This is a genomic window from Ochrobactrum sp. EDr1-4, from assembly GCF_049199085.1.
Taxonomy (GTDB): Bacteria; Pseudomonadota; Alphaproteobacteria; order Rhizobiales; family Rhizobiaceae; genus Brucella.
Genome location: NZ_JBLZOF010000007.1, coordinates 165,950 through 189,248, shown reverse-complemented (window position 1 = coordinate 189,248; position 23,299 = coordinate 165,950). Strand labels below are relative to the sequence as shown.

Below are 23,299 nucleotides of genomic sequence, written 5' to 3'. Positions count from 1 at the left end.
CACCAACAAAATCATTGCTCAAATGGTCTTGCTGCAAGCGGCAAAAACCATGCTTCTATGATTAGAACAGGATCGGTTCATCGCCGTCAGCCGGAGCATAGCGATTGATTTCCATTCCGCAGGTAACTTCAACGAATTTTGGTGCAGACCACTTCATTTCGATACTCCTTATTCAAAAGCAGATACCACTGCTCGTATTTATTATAAGGCTTAGATTGCGTTTTGGGCAAAGTCTCACGCAAAAGTTATAATTCATTCACATAACATTATTTCGCACAAAATTTGAATCAGTGTGATCAAAATTATGTGCGTGACATGGCCGATTTTCGTCGGCCATGTCCGTTGATGCCTTTAGTCAGGCAACGCATAGGCAATGACATAGTCACCGCGATTGTCATTGGTGCCGGTACGTGTGGCACCACCAGCAACAACAACGATATACTGCTTGCCATCTTTTCCGACATAGCTCATCGGCGCGCCCTGACCACCAACGGGAAGACGTCCACGCCAGAGTTCCTCACCCGTGTCACTGTCAAGCGCACGTGTATAGTAATCCAGTGTACCGTGGAAGAATGTCAGGCCGCCCTTGGTGACCAATGGTCCACCCATCGTTGGCATACCGAGTGGAATGAGAACGCCCGGAACGATACCGCGAACCGGCGCGTCCTGGATTGATCCCATAGGAACCTGCCACTTTGTCTTTCCGCTTTCGAGGTCAATGGCTGTCATAGTGCCAAATGGTGGCTTAAAGCACGGAATGCCGAGCGGTGAGACGAACATCGAGCGTTCTACACCCCAAGGGGTGCCGAGTTGTTCAGAATATTCGCCTTCAGTTGAAGGTGTCAGTCCGATGCGCTTGGCTTCATCCTGCTTGATAAAGCGACCCCACTGAGCCATGCGAATATCATTGACAATCAGCGTACCTGTCGCCGCGTCAATGGCACCGCCACCCCAGTTAAAGCCACCATAATAGCCCGGATAGATCAGAGTACGCTGCTTGTCGGAGAGCGGTGTAAACTCACCTTCCCAACGCATATCCTTAAACTCGATGCGGCAATACAACTGATCAAAGATTGTTGCGCCCCACATATCGCGTTCAGTCAGCTTATCAGTGCCGACGGAAATCGCGGAATATGGCTGCGTTGGCGCAACATTCATGCCTGGCATGGAATCTGTTGAGACCGGACGTTCTTCAACCGGCACAACTGGCTCACCCGTACGACGATCCAGAACGAAAATCTGACCACGCTTGGTAAGCTGAATGATGACCGGTGTTTTTGTGCCATCGGCACGTGGAAGATCGTAGAGAATTGGCTGCGATGAAACATCGTAGTCAAACTGATCAATATTTGCGGTGCGGAAATGCCAGCGCTCTTTGCCTGTCTTCATATCGACAGCAACAATGGCATCGTTATATTCATCCGAATACGGATGACGATTTCCAGTCCAGAAGTCAGGCGTCTGATTTCCCGTTGGGAAGAACGCGAGGCCAAGCTCTGGATCGTAGGCAGCCGTGCCCCAGAAATTTGGTGTTTCTGGCGCGTAGGTCTGGCCTTCTGGCAGAGGCGTGCTATCGGTTGCGCCGCGAGCGGCATCCCAGGCCCACAGGATTTTTCCTGTACGCGCGTCAAAGCCACGCACAACACCCGAAGGCTCGCCGACGGTCAGATTGTCGTTCAGTCGACCGCCAACCATCACAACGCCATCGGCAACCAGAGGTGCGGATGTGACGTTGTAAGAGCCCTGCTGACCACCAACCGGATCGGGCGTCAGGCCGACACTCAGATCGACAGCGCCATTCACACCAAAATCTTCGCAAAGCTTGCCGGTATCGGCATCGATTGCGAGAAGGCGTGCATCAATGGTCGATGTGAATATGCGCTTACGACAAACAGCAGGTGCAGATGCCTGAATGGCGTTTGCATCGGCATTCGCGTTTTCGCTCACAGGTGCTGGAAGTGCTGTGAGATCAGCGTAGCCAACACCACGGCAACGACGCCAGCCCTTCGTGCTTTCAAAGACAGTTGCCTGTGGGTTGAACTTCCAGCGTTCCTGTCCAGTCGTCGCATCAATTGCAATGACTATGTTGGACGGCGTGCAAAGATAAACCGTGTCGTCAATCTTAAGCGGCGTAACCTGATATTCCTTACCATCGACGGCAAGGTCGCCGGTGCGATAGGTCCAGGCAACTTTCAGATCTTTTACGTTCGACTTGTTAATCTGGTCGAACTGAACAAAACGGTTACCACCCGTGTTCCGGCCATAAGCTGGCCAGTCATTTCCGCTATCTTTGCCTGCATCAGCATTGATGACAGGTGCTGGGCCATCGCCCGCCGCAACGACCGTTGGATGCGGACGGAACATGCCAAAAAGCGTAGCGACAAAAGCTGCGGCAAGCAAAACTGACAAACCAGCCGAGGATTTACACGACAGCGCTGCGCGGCCTGACTTGCGTACCAGAGCCGGTGAAATAACAGCGGTGGCGAGCGCGATGACGAGGAATGTTAGAGTGCGTGGAACGAGCTGCCAGAAATCGAAGCCGACTTCCCACACACCCCAGATGACGCTTGCAACGAAAAGAGCAAGTGCGATCCACAACGTTGCGCCACGTTTGCGAAATGCAAAATAGCCAATCGCCAACATGGCGATACCTGCAACGAGATAAAACCACGAACCGCCCAGCGAGAGAAGTTTAACCCCTCCCCAGACGAGGCCGAGTCCGAGCAGTGCAACGACCACCCCCAGAACACGGAGTATCCATGTTAAAACATTGTTCATGTTGAATAATCCATTTGAACTACAGGAGCTTCAGATGCTTTTCACAATGGCATTACGATTGCGATAAAGCTTTTGCTGCGGGCGTTTGCATAGCCTGAAAACTCTTACGAGATCCGCATCGCGCATCTGAAGCTGCTCCATATTTGGATCGCTGAAATCTCTATTCAGCAACCAGTCAATAACGCACAACTGTGCGCACATGCCCTCGTCCGGATTGAGCCAGACTTAGGATCGAATATGCAACACAGTTGAGCTTTCCTTGGGAGGAAAGCGCTCTTATATGGCGCGTTAAAAAGTGCGACAAGTCGTCACCAAGTACCGTTTGGACGGATTCGCGTCATCTGAGCTATTGACATTTTATTATGTTCTAAATTTCCAGCGTGTGCTAATCGCTCTCTTCGGGAGGACAAGTGAATCATAAAGAGGCCATTTTGATTGACGCGTCCAAAAACCCCGGATTTCGGGACGTCGCTGAATTTGCTAAGGTAAGCATCACAACAGTTGAGCGGGTCCTGAACGAACGCGGCAGCGTATCCCCAAAAACACGGGAAAAAGTTTTACACGCTGCCTCACAGCTGGGTCTTAGGCGTGTTTTGCCTCTTCCCGACTACGGAAACCTGAGGATAGAGGCGATCCTTCCCACGAATCCAACGCCATATTGGGCCAGGCTTTCAAACAGTTTTAAGAACGCAGCAAAACTACTGCCGCGCGGCATAATGCTTCATCGCACTTTTGTGCCGGAAAACGATCCGCAGGCAATGATCCGCGCGATTAATGCATCGCAGTTAAAACGCAGCGCTCTGATCGTTGCAGCAGAACTGGACAGCGAAGTTGCACAAAGCCTGGCGGGCGTCATGGAGAAGGGTGAAATCCTTATCTTTGTATCAACCCGTATTCCCGGGTTGCCAGCTCATGCGTTTAGTGGGGTTAACAATATGGCTGCCGGACGTCTGGCAGCATCCCTGATAAATTTCGCACTGCGTGAAAAGCCTGCCAAAGTCCTGATCCTTCAAGCAAATACGACGTTACAATCACACCGCGACAGAGTGGAGGGCTTCAGAGCTGAGTTGCATACAAACCATAAGAGCGATGTCTTTGTCACTCACGAGGCCCCAAATGCATCTTGGGGCCATTTGGCAGAATTGGCAAAGTACGGCCGCTTGCCAGATGCAATTTATGAGACTGCCGACTCTGGTGGCGAAATTGCGACTATACTAAGAAAACTTGATCGGAAGCCAATCTGGATTGGCCATGAGCGCAATGATGCGCATGAAGCTTTAATCCGGGAACGCATTTTAGATTTTGTTCTCGATCAAGATCCTGAAAAGCAAGCACGTTGGGCGTTGAAGGCAGCCCTTACAGAACTCGGCGTCGAAAATTCTGATTTTTCATATGTCGAAAAACCAGAACTCCGCGTTTTTGCTAATGCCAATCTTTAGCTGGCATACTATTGTTCATATCTGCTGCGATTGAATAATGTGTAGTTTGTATCATCGTTGCAGTAGTTCAAATATTGCAGTCTCAATGGTTTTGGTATCAGCATCATTCAAACCTTCGCCAGCAACATGTCCCCATACGGTTTCCAAAATACGCAGCTCGGCTTTCGCAATACGGGAAGCTTCCCAAGCGGCATCTTTGACCGGAAAATACAGGTCACTCGACGCAGGCATGATCATTGTGTCAGCTTTTATTGCAGCCAGCGCCTGATCAAGGTCACCAAGATATTTTTCGTTAGCGCTTATGTCTGCATGTTGGCCGGTCCATAGGTGCGCGAGAATATTATTCGCATCGCGCTTCAAAAACCAATCTTCCCAGAAATTTACGAGAAAATCGTCAAGCGACTTATAACCGAGCGCGCGCTCATCGAGCTTCTCTCGAAAAAACGCCTGCGAAAAACCCCATGCTGCATAAATACGCGCGGCAACACGAAGGCCGCAAAGCGGTTGCTTCGTATAGAAACCGTGTTCAAAATTTGCATCAAGTTCAATAGCGGCTCGCACGCTATCAAAGAACAAATAGAAGTGTCGTGAGGTGCGCGCCGCGCTCTGAAAAGTGAACAGGCGCTCAACCATGTCTGGAAAGGACGATGCCCAATCAAATGCTTGTGCTCCGCCTAAAGACCAGCCTATAGCTAGTTTTATTTTTTGAGTTTTGAACCTTTCGGTCAAGAGCCGATGCTGTTGCTTAACATTGTCATGGATCGTCACACGGGGGAATTTCCCAGCATCGATGCACGATGGCATATTACTCGGGGAGCTGGATACACCATTACCAAACATATCTGGAACAATGATGAAGTACTTATCCGGATCAAGAGCACGCCCCTGACCAATCAACCAGGCAGCATCATCGTGCGTGGCCGCAAAAGATGTAGGATAAATAATGACGTTATCTCTCTCATTATTGAACCGACCATATGTTTTGTATGCAAGCTGCGCATTACGGATATATTGTTTTGATTGAAGTTGGATATCGCCCAAGTCAAAGATATCATGACCCATTTTAATTTCTCCGCAGAATGAGAAGCAAAAACGATAGGGCTAATGCCGCAAAAATTGCCGCGACAGTTAGGGTGGTATGTAAATCAAAGCGGTCGGTGACTTGCCCACCAATCAATGCCCCTAAAGCGATAGCACTATTAAAGACCGACACAAAAAGCGCTGTCGTAATCTCAATGGAGGTTGATGCCGCTTTCATCATCCATATTTGCAGAGTGACCGAAACTCCACCATATGCCCCGCCCCACAAGATGAGGATTTCAACCGCTGAGATAGTCCCTTCCCCAACAAAGGCGAACCCAGGAATTGCTATCAAAAGGCTGAAAATAATCGTTCCCAGTGTCATTCCGAGTCTTGCTGAAGCGAACCTGCCTGCCAGAAAATTCCCAATAATTCCTGCAGCGCCGTAAATGAACAGCAACATGCCGATCCATTCCGTCTTAACACCAGATATAACCTCTAAAATTGAGCCCACAAATGTATAGGCGATGAAATGCCCCGTAACGAGCAACAGTGTAAGGAACAGTCCCGCCTGAACACGAGGTCTTTTCAATTCGGCGATCATCTGGCTTGCCCGGACAGACTGATTGACACGCAAGGCTGGCAAGAGACGGAAACCAAGCCCGAAGACAATCAGGCTAAATCCTGCCATGACTGCAAATGCCCCTCGCCATTCTGCAATGTCGGAAATCATCACGCCAAGCGGCACCCCCACGACTGACGCGGCAGCAACCCCGCCAAAAATAATTGCTGTCGCCACTCCTACCGATTGCGTGGGAACCAACTTCGGGGCCAGTCCGCCAGCGACTGCCCATATCCCGCCCATGCAAAATCCTACAATAACTCTCGCTACAAGCAGCCATTCATATGATGGTGACAAGGCCGTAGCGAGATTGGCGACGGTCAGGAGCATAAGCAGCCCGACTAGAACTCGACGTCTATCAATTTCACCTGCCATGAGAACAACCATGGGTGCGAAAAAAGCGGCAAACAGTGCGGGAACTGAAATAACTAAACCAGCAGTGCCAAGCGAAATATCCAGTTCCTTTGCAATTGGCATCATCATGCCTATCGGCAACATTTCAGTTGTCACAACTGCAAAAGTCGTAAGGCCCACAACATAAACCGCCGACCAATCCGTATGCTGAGCGCTTTGTCTTAATTCCGTGATCTGTGCCATTGGACTGCCTCTTATTGCGAAGCTTTTTGAGATTCACCTCAATCATTCGGCAGTCTTTACCAGGTCCAAAAAATTGATAAAGTAGCTCAGGACCGCATCAGATGGGACAAATTGGAACCAATGGTTGATCATTTCGGAGACATTCTGGCTTTCGTGCGCGTTGCAGATACCGGGAGTTTTACTCAAGCAGCGACGAAGTTAGGGATTACACGTTCGGCTGTCGGAAAGAGTATCGCCCGGCTCGAAGAAAATCTCGCCACACGTCTGGTTCATCGCACGACACGAAGCGTGAGCCTCACAGAGGAGGGAAAATTATTTTACGACCACGCTTTGCGTATCATTTGTGAAGTCGATGACGCAGAAGCGACACTGGCTATGCGCAATCAGGCGCCTAAGGGGCGACTTCGCATTGATATTCCAACAGCGTTCGGTCGTCTGCACGTCATGCCCGTATTACAAAAGTTTCTAGCCGAATGGCCTGAACTGGAGGCGGATGTGACATTCTCTGATGACTATTGCGATCTTGTCTCAGATGGAATTGATGTTGCAGTTCGCATTGGTGGACCAACCAACAGCGGTTTGATCCGGCAGGTTCTGGCACCCCACAGTTTTTTCACCTGTGCAACACCTGCCTATCTGGAACATCATGGCATGCCACAAAGCCTTGATGATCTGCAAAACCACAATAAAATTGTGTTTACCTATGCCAACTCGCCAATGCCATGGCGTTACCAAATTGGTGGTGAGGTTCGATACATTTCTGTCGAAGGACGCCTGAAACTCAACAACACGGAAGCAATCCGCGATGCGGCTTTGAATAACCTTGGAATTGTGCAGCTCGGCGCTTTTCTGGTTGGAGATGATATTAAAAAGGGGCGCCTGATACCAATCCTCACACATTTACGTCACGAAGAACTGCCCATTACTGCTGTTTATCCTACGCGGCGCCATGTTTCGCCAAAAGTAAGACGTTTCATCGAAGCCATTCGCAAAGAATGGGCAAGCGGAACGCCATGGGACCAAAACAAGTGATAACTCTATAATGTAAATGTTGCCAACACTGTCGTTTTTCCGGGACAGGATGTTATACTGAAACGTCCGCCGATACGCATAATGCGCATCGACATACTGCGGGTACCGATGCTCATACTCGCCAATTGAACAGCCGAAACATCAAAGCCAGCACCGTCATCTTCGACCTCCAATGTCAGTTCATTGGTTGCAGGCTGTTTAAGACGCACGATCACGTGCTTCGCGCGACTATGTTTAATGACATTCGTCAAAGCTTCTTCAACGACACGCGCCAATGCCAAACATTGCAATGTCGTTGGAGACTTTTGCCAGCGAGCGGGAAAACTCCATTCAGCAGCAATATCCAATTCATCAAAAAGTGCAGTGAAACGGTGTCTGAGTGGAGCTGCCCACTCGATCGGCGTTGCAGGAACCTTGATACTTGGGCTTGAATTGCTATCAATTGTCTGACGCAAGTCATCCCTTATCAGCTTCAGCATCGAAACAACTTGCGAACGGTTTACGGGCCCGCTCCCCTGCTCAATTGACGCCATCATATGAACCAGCGCGCCGCCTAAACCATCATGAAGGTCATGGGCAATTTCCAACCGATCTTTTAAACGGGTATTGGAAAGTGCGAGTGAATATTCACGTTCAAGTGTTGTTGCGAGTTCGGAGCGGGCACTGTCTATGCTTTCAGCAAGCTCGACATTGAACTGCTCAATACGGCGAACATTATGAGCATGACGGAGACCTAATATGCCTGACAAACTCAAAGTAATGACAATGTTGGAATAGGGCAACACCGTAAAATCTCCCGGAATAGGCCCAAAAACCATAACGATATCATGCAATATTGTTAAGATGAGCACAAGCAGGCAGCCACCAAGCATAAGGTGTTCTGGCTTTTTCGTTTGCCATGCATAAAGCGGAAAATGAATACAATTGAATAAAAAGAAAACGGCGGCAATGATGACACCAGCTATTTGAATATAAACAAAAAAGGCTTGCGGCATAAAAAGCGACGCAAAGACTAATATGGCTACAAAAACCCAAAGCGTTCGCTCATACAGCCTGGGAAAAAGCTCTCCGAAACGCATAACAAACATACAAAAGCATGCCACACATAACATCAAAGCAACGACGTTGACCCGGGATGCGGTCAATGTGTCAGGCCATGGCCATGGCGTCGTAACAAGAGTATTCGATATAAACACAACCCAGAATAAGGACGAAAAGGCGTACCAGCCATAAGCCGAATGATCGCGCCGAACGAACCAGATACAAAAGAACAAGATCCCAATAACACCAGAAACGATAATATTGGCGATATATAATGTGCGGTTGCGCCACCATAGGTTTTCGTATTGCGGATAGAGAGAAGTGGCCTCGCCCACAGCAATTGGTCCGAGACCCAGCATTTGTCCTTTGACACCTACAACCCTGATCCAAATTGTGTTGGTACCGTCCTGGAGCCAGGCATCTGGCAAAACCCAATAACGCGGCATATTCATGCTGCGTGATAGTGGCTCAACCAAATGCTCATCGCGCCAAAGAAAATGATCATTGATATAAATTTCACCGGCCATGATGATTGAACGCAACAGCAGTGCAATACGCTCTTCCGGTGCAGGCTCGCAATCTTGACCCCAGCTTATACGATACCAGATATTATCTGCCTGCTCCTTGTGGCGCCAATTCCAGTCATCGGGTAAAGTAACGTTTTCCCATTGCCCCGTATCATCGGGCCTTTGACCATTTTCACGTGATTGAGCTGCCTGAATACTAACAATCTGAACGGGGCAGACCGGGACATCGCTGGCTTCCTTAGCCCAGGCGGATGGGCCAAGACCACACAAGAATAAAACGATTAACAGCCATCTCACGCCAACAAACCGCGCTGCCGCGCAGTATGAATGGCGCGGGTACGTGAAGAAACAGCGAGTTTGCGATAGATCCGCTTGATATGGCATTCCACCGTATAGCGGGACAGACACAGCGTGTCAGCAATATCTTTGTTTCCCAGCCCTTCAGCAACCAACGACAATATTTGGCTTTCTCGTGCAGTCAGCGCCTCCATAGAACTTTGCGGTTCGGGGCGCTCCTGCGTTTCAGCTGGCAGCTCTTCAATGATCCGTTTCGCCACAAATGGATCTATCGGTGCTCCACCGCGCAAGACACTGCGTATTGCCAGAGCGACTTCGATATCATCTCGCTCCTTTAACACATAACCAATTGCACCTGCTCTCAACGCAGAAAGAATGACGTCCTGTGTGCACCAAGCGGAAATTACCAAAATCGGCAGTGCCGGCTCACTAACATGTAATTCTTTAATCAGATCCACGCCATTGCCATCAGGCAGGCCCAAATCAACAAGCGCCAGAGAAACTGGTTCTTCGGCCAGATAAGCGCGCGCCTCCGCCAAAGATGCCACAAAGATAATAGCCTCAATCTTATAGCCAAATTGCAGAAGTATTCCCTCAAGCCTGCGACGGACTGCCAGATCATCTTCAACGAGAAGAACTGGCGCAGGTAAAGCTATATCGACTGCAAATGTGCTCAGAGACATCTGAGTTTCCTTTTTTGGCAAGACACAGTGAGAAAATCACTGATCAGTCGAATTAAGTTACAACCGCTCTGATTAACAGCAGGCTATTAGTCCCCATCATATACGCTCACACGATATCACTTGTAATGAATATCAACATTGTTTGTTACTTGACCCCTTTGTAAGCATCGCCGAAGCCTTTAAGCGGTAACTTCAGGCGAATATCATTTTGCGCTGTATCCTTGAAGGACACCTCAACATTTGCGCCCTTGATCATCGCTGCAAGCTGGTCTTTATCGATGGCTTCACCAACAAAGCAGCCATCATTATTGCAGGTCTGTAACGGATAGCTGGACGTTTTACCATCGTCCACCTTCAGATTGAGACCCGCAGTTAATGCTACTTCCAGAGGAACACGCACCAACATAAGCGGTTGCGCTTTTGCATCAGGAATACGAATAGAAAAATCCGTCAAAAGCTGTCCATTGTTGCTAAGCACGGCACTCGCTTCAATGACACATTCTAACGGAGCCTGACGATCTCTGGCAACACACTTGCTCTGCCAGCCGCTCGTCTTAAGTTCAAGGGTCTGCTGCGTGTTGGATGCCGCAGCTGACTGTTCGTTTTGCGCTCTGGCCGAAACAATGATTGTCGCCGATAGGCCCATAACTATTAAACAAAGGGTTTTCATTCGTATTTGCATAATCACATACTGCCCTTTTACCATCGTAACCGGAAACCACCCGAGCGAGATATATCGTTTGACGATCTGGAAAGGTTGCCTGTCACTTTGCCGTAGAGAGACAATCCCGTCTCGATCTGCACATTGAAGCCTGCCGGGAGTTGTGCCGAGTCGCGCGGCGCTTCCGCACGATGCACGACGAACTCATAGCCAGGAGCCGCTGTGAAACCTGCTTCAACCGAGCGTTTATTTGAGAATTCATGAACCCAGGATGCACGCATGTAAGGCGTGAAATACGCATTTTCACTCAGTTGTACACGCGTATCGAACTGAGCTCCGAGCGTGAGAGGAACAGAATTGATCGTCCGGTTTTTATAGTAAAGTGCGAGACGTCCATCTGTCACATCCGCACGTTCTGTTGAGCCATTCATGTGAAACGACGACAATTGCAACGCCGCAAAGGGGGTAAACTGAACGCCTCCAAGCTATGTACGGTAACCGCCTTCCAGGCGCATGTTAAAGCCATAGCCAGAAAAATCATTTTGCATCCAGTCATGCACCCCAGCATTGGATGCAGTGGCTCCTATAGCTGCGAAACGCCCGGTACTGACATTGAACCAATCCAACCCAAGCAAACCGTCAATGTAGAAATTATCCCGCTTATATGCGCCATAAATCGCGCTTCGTTCCGTCTGCATGTCGCCGCTTGTCAGGCGATCAGTGACTTTAAAGTCTGTTTCGCCAACACCGATTGCAAAGCCAAGCAGTGCCTGCTGGCTGAGCTGATAATCAAAGCAAGCCGCCATGCCTTTGCTGTGGCTTCGCAGATCACCCGAGCCAACAACCGTTGGATCACCGTCGACACTTGTGCTGCTTCCGAAGCCCGAAAACCAGCCGCGCCATCTGCTTGACGCACAGGTTTGATCTTTTACCAAGCAATCGCGATCCGGTTTCGCATTCGCATCCATCTGGCGATATGGATTGCTCCAAAGACTGGTCTGTTGCGCAATTGTGCCAATAAATGCATTGGTTTCGGAGAAGTAAGCCTGCTGAGAACCCGCCGTTCCCTCACCATCGATCAGATCAAACACCGTTTCCGCCCCAAAATGCAACTTTAACTCCCTCGCCAAAGGAATTCTCTCTCAGTCGATTATAGTGTGCGCGACAGTCATCACCCGTGGCCAGCTAATTTGAAGGCGCATATTCTTTCGCAAAGCTGCGACGTGGTCTGTCAGTCTAGGCAGTCATAGATTGCTACGGTATTCGTGCAAACTATCAATCTTCGTGGCGCATTTGTTGACACGTCGGGACCGCTTGTGCAGCCTTTGCACAAAGATGATTGACCATGTATCCGGAATAGGCTGATATCATTGAGCCATGCAGAGTTCGGCGCTTTACTTGCATGACTTGGCTCGCAACAAGTTCGCGCCAGACTATGCTACAAAATCCCACGGCGGTGTTTACCCAGAAATGCTGACTTGACGCCGGTAAACGAGGCACAGTCGACTGCCCTCGCCAACGGAATCATTTACTTAAAATAGCTTTTCTGAATGCTGTGTGGCTCCGTGATAAAGTTTTTATCCTAACGAATTCTACGCTGCAAAGCTGCAAGCACAGAGCGTTCGGAACGCAAGAGATAAGAATCGAGTTGCTGGATTGCAGTCCCGATATCACCCGCTTCAAGAGAGGACAGAAGTTCCGCATTCTGTGCGATGTAAGGTTCGTGCAGATGTGCTGTGTCTTCCAGTTGCACGAAGACGAGACGCAATTCAGCCAGCACCAGATCAAAGCACGTACTTAGTCGTGGGCTATCGCAAAGCTCCACCATTGCACGGTGAAACTCCATATTGATCGTTCCGACTTGTCGCCAGTCGCCGGCTTCCTGTGCTGATGCCGTTTGTGTCAGCAGTGCTCTCATCCGGATCAATGCAGGATGGCCGGGGATGGCAACCTGAACAGCACCCTTCTGGATGACGCGCCGCACACGATAAATATCGACGACCGTGGCCTCATCGGGTGTTGCAACAAACACGCCACGATTGGGAATATAAGTCAGCAGGCTCTGACTGGTCAGCAGACGAAAAACTTCGCGAAGCGTGTTGCGCGAGATGCCAAACTGCGTTGAAATCTGCTGTTCGGAAAGCTTGGTGCCGGGCGAGAGTTCGCCGGTAATCAGCATCTCGCGAATTTTGGCAGCAGTCTGGGTCGCCAATGTCTGATCATCTGCAGGCGGCAAGATTTCGCGTGTCATGAATATCCTTCAAAACCCTGTCAATTCAGGACAGCTTTGCGGGCTAAACTCTCAGAGCCATGCTAACCATAGCGTTCTGGAAGTGGTTTGTGGCAGACGTACTCGTTTTACCGCGCATCCTGAGCATAACTCGCATCAGCTATTTCACATCATATTCCTGCAAATATACGATTTCATATTGTTGAACAATCCATAATAGGTTATTCAACAATAACCCGTAATACATTTATGTTCAACAGGGGGGCGACATGGCAGCTATCGATCTCAACAGCGATCTTGGAGAAGGCTTCGGCCCATGGCCTATGGGAGACGACACAGCAATGCTGGCGATCGTGACCAGCGCCAATATTGCTTGTGGCTTTCATGCTGGCGACCCTGCCGGAATTCTCACTGTGCTACGCGAAGCTGCCCGACGCGGCGTGTCGGTTGGTGCGCATATCGGCTATCGTGATCTCGTCGGCTTTGGCCGCCGCAATATGGATCCTTCAAGCAGCGAATTGATTGCGGATACGATTTACCAGATCGGCGCATTGCAGGGGCTGGCACAGGCTGCCGGAACAAAGGTTTCTTATGTGAAGCCACATGGCGCGCTTTACAACACAATCGCCCATGATGCGCGGCAGGCAGCCGACGTGATTACAGGGATTAAAGCAATCGACCCATCGCTCGTGCTGATGGCACTGGCTGGCGCGCCAATCTTTGAACAGGCGCGCGAAGCGGGTTTGAGTGTCGTGTGCGAAGCCTTTGCCGACCGCGCCTACAATGTCGATGGCAGCCTGGTTAATCGTCGTCTTGAAAGTTCCGTTATCCACGACCCTGAAGTGATTGCAGAGCGGATGCTGCGCATGGTCAATGAGCAACGCGTAACCGCCATTGATGGAACCGATATTGCGATTGATGCCCAGTCGATCTGTGTGCATGGCGATAATCCGACCGCTGTTGCAATCGCCGCAGCATTGCGTGAGCGGCTGGAAGCACGCGGCGTGGAACTCAAGCCTTTCGTTGATGTCACATCATGAGTGAACGCCTGCGCTTTCTGCCATCCGGCAGCGATAGTTTTCTGGTCGAGCTTGATGATCTTGCAATAACTCTCACGCTGCTCGACGTTTTGCAGGCAGCAAAGCTTGAAGGCGTGTGCGAAGTGATTCCCGGCGCGCGCACGATTATGATCCGCTTTGATCGCTGGCTGACAGATCGTGCCAAGCTTACAAGCCAGATCGCAGCGCTTGATCTTTCGATCCGCAGCACCCGCAGTGGCGAGATGTTTGAAATACCCGTCACCTATGATGGAGAAGATCTGGCCGACGTTGCAGCCATGCTTGGCTGTACGATCAACGAGGTCATTGAGCGCCATACTGAAGCAACCTATACAGTTGCCTTTACCGGCTTTGCCCCCGGCTTTGCCTATATGACCTGCGACGATCCTGGTTTTGATGTGCCGCGTCGCAAAAGCCCGCGCGTGAAAATTCCGGCTGGATCGGTGGCGCTGGCAGGTAAATTCGGCGGTATTTATCCGTCGGACAGCCCTGGCGGCTGGCAATTGCTTGGCACCACACCGCTTGCCATGTGGGACACGACGCGGGAACGCGCAGCATTTCTTGCGCCCGGTGACCGCGTGCGTTTTTGCGACATGGCGAAGGGCGGAACAATCGCCGTATCAAAGCCGGCCGCAGAAGCAGTGCAGACACTGACTGCTGATGGCCTTCTGGTAACACGCGCTGATCGTCCGGCGTTGTATCAGGATATGGGACGTCCCGGCCTTGCCAGTCAGGGCGTTTCGGAATCCGGCGCGCTTGATCGGACTGCTATGCGAGAAGCCAATCACTGCGTTGGCAATCCAGCCAATGCTGCCGCAATCGAGGTCTCTTTTGGCGGTTTTGCGTTCAAGGCCGACCGTCCTGTGACTGTTGCCGTGACCGGAGCGCCTTGCCCGCTGATCATTCGGACGCCGGAAGGCAAAACCGTTACCGCAGGCTTTGCGCAACCAATCGCGTTGAACGAAGGCGACGAGTTGTCGCTCGGCATCCCGCCAGAAGGAATGCTCAGCTATCTCGCACTGCGCGGCGGATTTGAAGTTGAACCTGTTCTTGGATCAGCGGCGCGTGACACGCTCGCAAAGGTCGGCCCATCACCGATCATCGCTGGCGATATTCTTGTACCGGCCCACGGGACAGCACTAGCAGTTTCTTCTGATATAAGCGCGTCGCGCACGCTGCCGCGCGCCGGAGAAGTCGTGACACTCGATATTGTGCTGGGCCCGCGTACCGACTGGTTCACCCCACACGGTCTTACAACCCTCACATCGCAGGACTGGGATGTGACACCTCAATCAAGTCGCGTTGGTATGCGCCTTAAAGGTGCTACCGCCATTGAACGCGCCATCCACGATGAGCTTCCATCTGAAGGCACCGCCCTTGGTGCCATTCAGGTGCCTGCGAGCGGTCAACCCGTTCTGTTTTTGGCTGATCACCCGCTGACCGGTGGTTATCCAGTTGTTGGCGTGGTGGCAAGCCATCATCTCGATCTTGCAGGCCAGATACCTATCGGCGCCCGCATTCGCTTCAACCCAATCTCCAATTTCGAACCGCAAGAAGTTATAGCCTGATGAAGAAGCTGCTTATTGCCAATCGCGGCGAAATCGCCATCCGCATCATCCGCGCAGCACGCGATTATGGCGTTGCGTCTGTGGCGATCTATTCCGATACCGATGCAAATTCCCTACACGCTGAATTTGCGGACGAGGCTTATGGCCTCGGCGCAGGTCGTCCGGCAGATACTTATCTCAACATTGCAAAGATACTCGACATTGCAAAGCGTGCGGGTGCGGATGCCGTGCATCCCGGCTATGGCTTTTTGTCAGAACGTGCCGAATTTGCCAAAGCGGTCATCGATGCCGGTCTGATCTGGGTTGGGCCATCCCCGGACGTCATCACATCGCTGGGCGATAAGGTTGAAGCACGCCGCATTGCCGAAAAAGTCGGCGCGCCACTCGTCAAGGGTTCAGACGGGCCTCTGGCATCAGCGGCGGAAGCTGTGGCCTTTGCACGTGAAGCCGGCCTGCCGCTGGCAATCAAGGCTGCCTTTGGCGGCGGTGGTCGCGGCATGAAGGTGGCGCATCGCCTCGAAGAAGTGGGCGAATTGTTCGATTCCGCCGTTCGCGAAGCAGTGGAAGCGTTCGGACGTGGCGAATGCTACGCCGAGCAATTCCTTGAAAAGCCACGCCATATCGAGGCACAGGTTATCGCCGATACACACGGCAACACTGTTGTTCTCGGCACACGTGATTGCTCATTACAGCGCCGCAATCAGAAACTCGTTGAAGAAGCGCCTGCACCCTTTATCACAGAAGAGCAGCGTGAACGTATTCATGGCTCCGCGCGCGCAATCTGTGCTGCAGCGGGCTATACAGGGGCAGGCACGGTTGAGTTTCTGCTTTCACAGAACGGCACGATCTCGTTTCTCGAAGTTAACACACGCCTTCAGGTCGAACACCCGATCACCGAAGAAACCACCGGCATCGATATTGTCATCGAACAGCTGCGCATTGCGGACGGCAAGAAACTATCCGTCAGCGAAACGCCTGCACCACGCGGTCATGCCTTTGAGTTCCGCATCAATGCCGAAGATCCGGGTCGCGGCTTCCTGCCGACGCCGGGCCTGATCACGCGTTTCCGCGCGCCGTCGGGTCCGGGTGTGCGTCTTGATACAGGTGTGGAAAGTGGATCGGAAATTCCCGGCCTCTACGACTCTTTGATGGCAAAGCTCATCGTGACGGGTGCTAACCGCAACGAAGCGCTTATCCGTGCGCGCCGTGCGCTGGCCGAGTTTAAGATCGAAGGCGTGGCCTCCGTGCTGCCATTTCACCGGGCGGTCGTCGAAGACGAGGCCTTTACCGGCGAAGACGGATTTAAGGTGTTCACCAACTGGATTGAAACCGAGTTTCGCGGTGTTGAACCATCGGCAAGGATTGATCCGGTTGATACTGGCGTCATCCGCAGCTTTATCGAGATCGACGGCAAGCGCCATGAGCTTGGCTTGCCCGCTGTCCTCTTCTCCGGCCTCAGTGCGCCACAGCAAACAGCCTCTGCCACGCAGCAGGTTACAGAAGGCGCTGTCACGGCCCCCATTCCCGGCACATTCCAGCAATGGCTGGTTGAAGATGGCGCGACGGTTGCAGAAGGCGAAGTTGTTGCCGTTATGGAAGCCATGAAGATGGAAACGCGCATTAGCGCGCCTAAGGCTGGGAGAATCAGTCTGAGTGCACAGCCCGGTCAAAGCGTTGGGCTTGGCGCGGAACTCGCAACCATCGAATAATACTAGGGGCAGCAATGCCCCTTTTCTAAATCAAAAGAGACCGGTGGATTGTGAAATCCGCCGGTCTTTTTTGTATCGTCCAATCCCGAAAACCGCTGCGCACTTTTCGGGATGCATCTCTTGTGACCGCGCATCATGGGCCGAAAACCGCTACGCACTTTTCGGGATGCGCTTAGGTTTGCAGCATAAACTTCTGGATGCGGCTGTCGGCCGGGGCTTCTTTGAGTTCGCCTGCCGTCATGTTGACTGCGACATGGCCATTTTCCATCATCACCACACGATCACTGACACGGCTGACAAAGCGCATTTCATGGGTCACGATAATCATTGTCATTCCATCGCGTGCGAGGCTTTCAATAACCTGCAGCACTTCACCCACCAGCTCCGGATCCAGCGCGGAGGTCGGCTCATCGAAGAGCATGATTTCAGGGTCCATCGCCAGCGCACGCGCAATTGCCACGCGCTGCTTTTGCCCACCTGAAAGCTGATGCGGATATTTGTCGGCGTGCGCAGCCATGCCGACACGCGCCAAATGGTTCATGGCAGCTTGACGTAACGCTTCCTTGTTGCGATTGCCGTGATACCGCGGACCAAAAGTCACGTTTTGCAAAACGGTCATATGCGGAAACAGGTTGAACGACTGGAACACCATACCAAGCCGTGTAACGCAATCATGAAAGTCGGAAACGACCCGATAGCCTTTCTCATCGGCTGTAATCCACTCGCCCCCATCCAGCAGGATACGGCCTTTATCGATGTCCTGAAGTGCATTGATCGTGCGGATCAGCGTCGTTTTGCCAGAGCCGGACGGTCCGATGATGCTGACAACCTCACCCTTGTTGACCTTCAGCGAAACATCTGCAAGCGCATGCTTGTCGCCGAAATCTTTGCAGACGTGATCGAGAGCCACGACGACTTCGTCGCCGATGCGGCGCTGATTGGTGGTGTGAGCTTGCACTTGCATTGCGCCAGGCACTGCGATTTCAGCCCCGGTCATACGCGTGATATCGAGACGACCTTCAAGCCGGGACAGAAAGAAGCTGAAAATGGAGACCACAAGCACGTAGTAGAACGATACCGCGACCAGCGTCTCAATCACCATGAAATTGCGCGTGTAAAGCCGCTGGCCAACCAGCAGTATCTCTGCAAGTGAAATCACCGATACAAGCGAGGTGAGCTTGACGATCGTAATGAATTCATTACCCAGCGACGGCAGTGCCACGCGAACGGCTTGTGGCAGAATGATATGGCGATATTTGCCCACAGGGCGAACGCCAAGTGCATGTGCTGCCTCATGCTGACCCTGATCAACCGAGATGAGGCCGGCGCGATGAATTTCTGCGAGATAGGCCGTTTCCGAAATAACCAGCGCGATCAGGCCAGCCCAGAAGGGCACAGACAACACTGGACCGAGCGCCGGTATGAACTGCGGCATGTTGTAAACGAAGATCAGCAATACCAGCAAAGGCAAGCTGCGAAACAGCCAGATATAAGTCTTTGCAGACCAGCGCACGGCGCGCAGGCTTGATTGCCTAGCCAAAGCCAGCAAAAAGCCGAGCACCGTACCGACAACCCAGGTCAGCACACCCAGCCATGCGACAAGAGCCGTGGCACGCCAGAAATCTGGATAAAGCACCAGGCTGAAGAGATAGTTCCAGTCAAAACTCATGGGCCGGATTTCCCAAATGTGGTACGCCAAGTTGGCCGCAAGGCGCTTAAAATCAGTGTTTTAAGGCGCATCTTTATCCGAAAGCCGTTTTACAGTTTTCAGGATGCGCTTTGAAACGCCGCAAATTTCAGTCGTGATTGGTCTGGCAGATGTGTGGTGTCCATCTGCCAGGCACGCTTATTCGGCAATAGCTGCCCTGAACTCGGCTTCCGTGGATTTCGCAACGCCATACTTGCTGAACAGAGCTTCGTAATCGGCATCGCCATCAAGCCTGGTCAGCGCGTTGCGCAGGAACATAGCCTGCTCTTCATTGCCCTTTTTGACACCGAAGCCGACGATCACAGGATAAAGCTGCTCTGTCGAAGTCAGCTTCAGACGACCACGGAGCTTTTCGGCTGCATCGGCCAGCACGGCAGAGTTTTCAAGCTGCGCGTCAACGCCGCCGGAAAGGAGAGCCTGTGTCGCTTCTGGCGAAGTCGGGAACTCACGAGAGTCAATCGGATTTGCCGAGCAAACCGACTTGTTCAGCCTTTCAAGCTCAGGAATCCATGCAGCACCCTTGATCGAGCCAACGCGCTTACCGCACAGCTCTTCCGGCTTGATGAAGTTTTCACCGCTGCTCGTAGCAACCGCGATGGAAACACCAGTTTTCATGTAAGGGATGTAGTCAATTTGCTTAGCACGCGCAGGCGTTACGTAAAGCGTAGAGGCAATGACATTGAACTGATCACTGGAAACACCGAGGATCAGGTTTTCAAAACGGGTATCCTGAAAGGACACTTCACTGCCCGTCTTATTGCCGATCAGTTTCACCAGTTCTACGTCAAAGCCCGCTGGTTGATTGGCTTCGTCGAAATAATTGTAAGGCGGATAAGTCAGATCGACACCGATCTTAAGTGCCTCTGCATGAGCACCTGTGAGTGAAGCCATCAGGATGAAGGTCGTGGCCAGAAGTTTTTTCATGGGGTGTTCCTCTCATTCGTTTTCTTATCTTTGTTGAACAATTATAAGAATGCAATCCCTTTATCTGCATAAATTTTCATCATGGGCTGTTCAAGGTCGGTAAAAGTAACCAAACCAACCTTAGTAAACCTGCTTAAATGAGGATAAGTTATTCAATTTTCGGGCATTTCTTTTTTGTTCAACATTAGAGGGAAAAAATCTAAATTTTCAGTCGGTATCGCAAACCCAGACGTTTACCCCATAGTAGCTGGCCTTTGGCCGTAAATTGGGTATCTAAGGCCAGAATCCAACTGTACCGGCACTTGATGCTCGGCAAACAAAACGTCGCGACTTTCGAGAATCTGTTACAAATTTTGCTTATGGGAGTAAGCGGGTGGCGCATTTTCCCTTGACATCGAAATATTGTTCAACAAATTATAATGCCAAGGAGACCAGAGTGACCAATCAGGACCGCCCTACAGATCGCCCTTTAGTGCTGACGCAGACTGCAGCTGGCTTGTTGCGCGACAAAATTTTGCGCGGTGAACTGGCGCCTGGCACGCCACTACGCGAGGTTGTCTGGGCCGAGGCGCTTAATGTGTCGCGCAATACATTGCGCGAAGCATTGCGCGATCTTGTCGCCGAAGGCCTGATTGAGCACCGTGCGCATCACGGCGCCACCGTTCGTGCGCTCAACGCTGCTGAAATCAGTGAGATCTACGCAATCCGCATGACGCTTGAACTGCGCGGCGTCACTTGCAGTGCCTATGCCTCGCAGGAAGCCATGTCAGAACTTGTTGAGCGCGTCGAAGCTGTGCAGCGCGCAGCACTTAAAAGGGACTGGCAGCAATGCGGCACTGCTTCGCTCGAGTTTCATCAGCAGATCGTTGATTTTATCGGCAGTCCGCGTTTGAATGAGGTTTTCGCAACGGTCGCAGCGCAAGCGCGTCTGGCCTTCTCCATGGCGCCGGATGCACGCCGCTTTCAGGAGCCCTGGGTGGCGCGCGATGTCGAGATCTGCGGCCTGCTCTGCGACGGTGATCGCGCTGCCGCAAGCCGCGCCCTTGAACTCTATTTGCAGGAATCTGAACGCGTGGTCCTAGAAGCAGCCCGCGCACAAAACCTGCCCCGCCCCAGCAAAAAGATATCTTCACACGCAGAATAGCGTGACATACCAATACTAAGGAGAATACAGGGATGAAACCTGAGCCCATTACCCTTGCGCCGGAAGATGCGTCTGCCCGCAAGGCGATCAAACCTGTGATCTGCTATCCGGTCGACACTTTGCCGCGCCCTGATCTTGCGGCCTATCGCGCGCTACGCAATGAGTTGGAATTCGTTGAACGCATCGTCGTTCCAGCACGCGATGCGGCTTGCTGGCAGGTTCCGGCCGGACATTTCTGCCGTATTCTTTGCAGCGAAGGTTCGCAGGTCGGCGATCTGAACCTGTTTAATGCAAAGAACCTTAGTGAGCGGCTTTATACCGGCAAGACGCGCGCGCTCAATGGATCGCATGTTGGCCTTGGCGATCAACTTTTCTCGAATATGCCTTACCTGCGCCCGATCGCAACGATCACGCACGACACACTCGACTGGTACGGCTTCGATGAATTCGGCGGTTCGGTACATGACGTGATTGGAACCCGCTGCGACCCCTACACGCACAATCTTCTCAGCAATGGCGGCCAGTACCATCATTGCTGCCACTCCAACCTGACCCGTGCTTTTGCAAAACAGACCGGGAAATCGCTGGAGGAAGCAGGCAATTTTGTTCATGACGTCCTCAACGTCTTCATGTGCACAGGCTTTACGCGCGATACCGGCCAGTACTTCATGAAAGCAAGCCCGGTTCGCCCCGGCGACTATCTTGAGTTCTTCGCCGAAATCGACCTGCTGGGCTGCATGTCGGCCTGCCCAGGCGGTGACTGCTCCTCTGAGCACTCCTCCGACACAGCCGCTTGCTATCCACTTGTCGTTGAAGTCTATAAACCTGCTCGTAAGCCAGACGGCTGGGTCGCACCGAAAATCAACGGATATGACGGCACGCACGGGCTTTGAAACAATTCGTGGTGGCAGCTCAATGTTAGAGAAATGCTACTTATAAGCCGTATGATCTTTCCCGACGCCACTTTCGTCTCGGATACCAGAAAAATTATACTGGCATCGGACTAAATTTTTTGGCGGAACAGACAGAGGAGCAGTTTACCTGCTCTTCTGCTTCGCGATAAGTTAAAATTGGACCGTAGGCGCATAACGATCTGATACAAACTCTCACTGCCACACATTTAACGGCGGCGAGAAAATTTGTCGAGCCTTACTCGCAACGAATAGCCATGCCTATGAACTGTTTTAATTTTCCGAAGACGCGCTCAACGATATTGCGTTGTCAATAAACCCAATGGCTCAAAGGGTCACTTTCCTTGGAAATGCTTTTAGCCGGAATATTGGCTCATGAGCGCACTGGTTGAGGCATAGTAACGTTAACATGAGTGCAGAGGAATTTGGATATTGGTGGTTGTTTTTATGCGGCGTTCAGGCACGCGATTTGACGCCACATGTCTGTTGCGTCTTGACGTAACTCACGGTGATTGGAAGAACTGAATCGGTTACGTGGAAAATTGAAGGTTGTAATTAGGGTCATGTATCGATGTGAATTCTTTTACATGGCGCGCTGACTTGAAACCCTTCATTATGCGTTCTCGTCGTCGCATTGGATGATGCAAATTCTCGTGACGATTGTTCAGGCCTTTAAGCTGGCGAGGATCACAAATGCTAACCGGCCTCATTCCCGCCTGACTGCTCCATAAGACCCAGGTTTATCTGGGACCATCACCCGTGGTGAGCAACCCTGAGCGGTTAGCAATTTACGCATGAAATGCTTGGCTGCTTTGGTATCGGGTCGTTTCTGAACCAAAGTCTCCAGCACAAATCCATCCTGATCAAAAGCGCGCCACAGGATGTGATGTTTACCTTTGATCGATATGACGCATTTATCCCGATGCCACTTGTCACCAGGGCGCGGTGTCCGGCGACGGATTGTGTTGGCAGGCGCCCACCCGAATTTCTCCGCCCATTCGCGGACTGTCTTATGAGTGACGACGACCCCTCAATAAACCAGCATGTCTTCAACCAGGCGAAAGCTGAACGGAAAGAGGAAATACAGCCACACCGCTTCCGCGATGACCTCGGCTGGTAAGCGATGGCGTCGATAAAGCGCTGAGCGGGCTTTTTCATAGCGCATAGTCGCTCCGTTAGATTACGCCAAAGTTTAGGTTACGCTGCCATAGGAAGTAATACTATAGAAGACGAGGTCATTAAACCGCTTAGGAGGCTGCTGACAGGCAACCACCTCCTATTCTGAGCGAAGATCATAATATTAGTGACATACTCCATAGACCTTACCTATAAGCGTTAAATAACTTTATA

Annotated in this window: 17 protein-coding genes and 2 pseudogenes; 7 read left to right on the top strand and 12 right to left on the bottom strand. The window is 51.5% G+C overall.

Annotation, left to right across the window (positions count from 1 at the left end; genetic code table 11):
- Positions 1-61: 61 nt before the first annotated feature.
- Positions 62-157 carry a pyrroloquinoline quinone precursor peptide PqqA gene (pqqA, locus tag ACOZHT_RS19275; RefSeq protein ID WP_310014034.1) on the bottom strand — a complete coding sequence of 32 codons (96 nt, stop codon included), beginning with the start codon at positions 155-157 and terminating at the stop codon, positions 62-64.
- 194 nt (positions 158-351) lie between these two features.
- On the bottom strand, positions 352-2,778 hold the full coding sequence (locus ACOZHT_RS19270) for a membrane-bound PQQ-dependent dehydrogenase, glucose/quinate/shikimate family (RefSeq protein WP_421566281.1): 2,427 nt from the start codon (positions 2,776-2,778) through the stop codon (positions 352-354).
- A gap of 410 nt (positions 2,779-3,188) precedes the next feature.
- Between ACOZHT_RS19270 and ACOZHT_RS19265 the strand changes: the two genes are divergently transcribed.
- A complete protein-coding gene (locus tag ACOZHT_RS19265; protein WP_421566280.1) occupies positions 3,189-4,217 on the top strand; it encodes a LacI family DNA-binding transcriptional regulator in 1,029 nt (342 codons plus the stop codon).
- 51 nt (positions 4,218-4,268) lie between these two features.
- Here the strand turns inward: ACOZHT_RS19265 and ACOZHT_RS19260 are convergent, their stop codons facing one another.
- Together ACOZHT_RS19260 and ACOZHT_RS19255 are read right to left on the bottom strand one after the other, a co-directional pair.
- A complete protein-coding gene (locus ACOZHT_RS19260) occupies positions 4,269-5,279 on the bottom strand; it encodes an alpha/beta fold hydrolase (RefSeq protein WP_421566279.1) in 1,011 nt (336 codons plus the stop codon).
- A 1-nt stretch (position 5,280) separates the two neighbouring features.
- On the bottom strand, positions 5,281-6,456 hold the full coding sequence (locus tag ACOZHT_RS19255; protein ID WP_421566278.1) for an MFS transporter: 1,176 nt from the start codon (positions 6,454-6,456) through the stop codon (positions 5,281-5,283).
- A gap of 120 nt (positions 6,457-6,576) precedes the next feature.
- Here ACOZHT_RS19255 and ACOZHT_RS19250 point away from each other — a divergent pair, with 120 nt between their 5' ends.
- Entirely contained in the window at positions 6,577-7,488 is a 912-nt protein-coding gene (locus ACOZHT_RS19250; protein ID WP_339511890.1) for a LysR family transcriptional regulator, read from the top strand.
- A 5-nt stretch (positions 7,489-7,493) separates the two neighbouring features.
- Here ACOZHT_RS19250 and ACOZHT_RS19245 read toward each other — a convergent pair whose 3' ends face one another.
- The 5 genes and pseudogenes from ACOZHT_RS19245 to ACOZHT_RS19225 all read right to left on the bottom strand — a co-directional run bounded on the left by ACOZHT_RS19245 (position 7,494) and on the right by ACOZHT_RS19225 (position 12,948).
- On the bottom strand, positions 7,494-9,326 hold the full coding sequence (locus ACOZHT_RS19245; RefSeq protein WP_421566277.1) for a sensor histidine kinase: 1,833 nt from the start codon (positions 9,324-9,326) through the stop codon (positions 7,494-7,496).
- Positions 9,327-9,349: 23 nt separating this feature from the next.
- Positions 9,350-10,036 (bottom strand): response regulator transcription factor, encoded by a 687-nt coding sequence (locus ACOZHT_RS19240; protein ID WP_310014021.1) that lies wholly within the window; start codon positions 10,034-10,036, stop codon positions 9,350-9,352.
- Positions 10,037-10,181: 145 nt separating this feature from the next.
- Positions 10,182-10,706 carry an invasion associated locus B family protein gene (locus ACOZHT_RS19235; protein ID WP_339511885.1) on the bottom strand — a complete coding sequence of 175 codons (525 nt, stop codon included), beginning with the start codon at positions 10,704-10,706 and terminating at the stop codon, positions 10,182-10,184.
- Positions 10,707-10,735: 29 nt separating this feature from the next.
- A pseudogene (locus ACOZHT_RS19230) lies at positions 10,736-11,665 on the bottom strand (autotransporter outer membrane beta-barrel domain-containing protein).
- A 614-nt stretch (positions 11,666-12,279) separates the two neighbouring features.
- Positions 12,280-12,948, bottom strand: coding sequence for a GntR family transcriptional regulator (locus ACOZHT_RS19225; protein ID WP_339511883.1), 669 nt, complete (start codon positions 12,946-12,948; stop codon positions 12,280-12,282).
- 248 nt (positions 12,949-13,196) lie between these two features.
- Here ACOZHT_RS19225 and ACOZHT_RS19220 point away from each other — a divergent pair, with 248 nt between their 5' ends.
- From ACOZHT_RS19220 to ACOZHT_RS19210, 3 genes are read left to right on the top strand one after another with little or no spacing between them, the layout of a single operon-like run.
- On the top strand, positions 13,197-13,967 hold the full coding sequence (locus ACOZHT_RS19220) for a LamB/YcsF family protein (protein ID WP_421566276.1): 771 nt from the start codon (positions 13,197-13,199) through the stop codon (positions 13,965-13,967).
- Positions 13,964-15,553 (top strand): 5-oxoprolinase/urea amidolyase family protein, encoded by a 1,590-nt coding sequence (locus tag ACOZHT_RS19215; protein WP_421566275.1) that lies wholly within the window; start codon positions 13,964-13,966, stop codon positions 15,551-15,553. The genes ACOZHT_RS19220 and ACOZHT_RS19215 overlap by 4 nt, the downstream gene beginning before the upstream one ends.
- Positions 15,553-17,262 (top strand): acetyl/propionyl/methylcrotonyl-CoA carboxylase subunit alpha, encoded by a 1,710-nt coding sequence (locus ACOZHT_RS19210; RefSeq protein WP_421566274.1) that lies wholly within the window; start codon positions 15,553-15,555, stop codon positions 17,260-17,262. The genes ACOZHT_RS19215 and ACOZHT_RS19210 overlap by 1 nt, the downstream gene beginning before the upstream one ends.
- Positions 17,263-17,434: 172 nt before the next feature.
- Here the strand turns inward: ACOZHT_RS19210 and ACOZHT_RS19205 are convergent, their stop codons facing one another.
- Entirely contained in the window at positions 17,435-18,931 is a 1,497-nt protein-coding gene (locus tag ACOZHT_RS19205; protein ID WP_421566273.1) for an amino acid ABC transporter permease/ATP-binding protein, read from the bottom strand.
- Positions 18,932-19,108: 177 nt separating this feature from the next.
- Positions 19,109-19,894 carry a transporter substrate-binding domain-containing protein gene (locus tag ACOZHT_RS19200; protein WP_421566272.1) on the bottom strand — a complete coding sequence of 262 codons (786 nt, stop codon included), beginning with the start codon at positions 19,892-19,894 and terminating at the stop codon, positions 19,109-19,111.
- A gap of 436 nt (positions 19,895-20,330) precedes the next feature.
- Here ACOZHT_RS19200 and ACOZHT_RS19195 point away from each other — a divergent pair, with 436 nt between their 5' ends.
- Positions 20,331-21,038, top strand: a complete 708-nt coding sequence (locus ACOZHT_RS19195) for a GntR family transcriptional regulator (protein WP_421566271.1) — start codon at positions 20,331-20,333, stop codon at positions 21,036-21,038.
- A gap of 32 nt (positions 21,039-21,070) precedes the next feature.
- Complete coding sequence (locus ACOZHT_RS19190; protein WP_421566270.1) at positions 21,071-21,931, top strand: urea carboxylase-associated family protein; 861 nt, start codon at positions 21,071-21,073, stop codon at positions 21,929-21,931.
- A 463-nt stretch (positions 21,932-22,394) separates the two neighbouring features.
- Here ACOZHT_RS19190 and ACOZHT_RS19185 read toward each other — a convergent pair.
- A pseudogene (locus tag ACOZHT_RS19185) lies at positions 22,395-23,114 on the bottom strand (IS6 family transposase).
- Positions 23,115-23,299 lie beyond the last annotated feature (185 nt).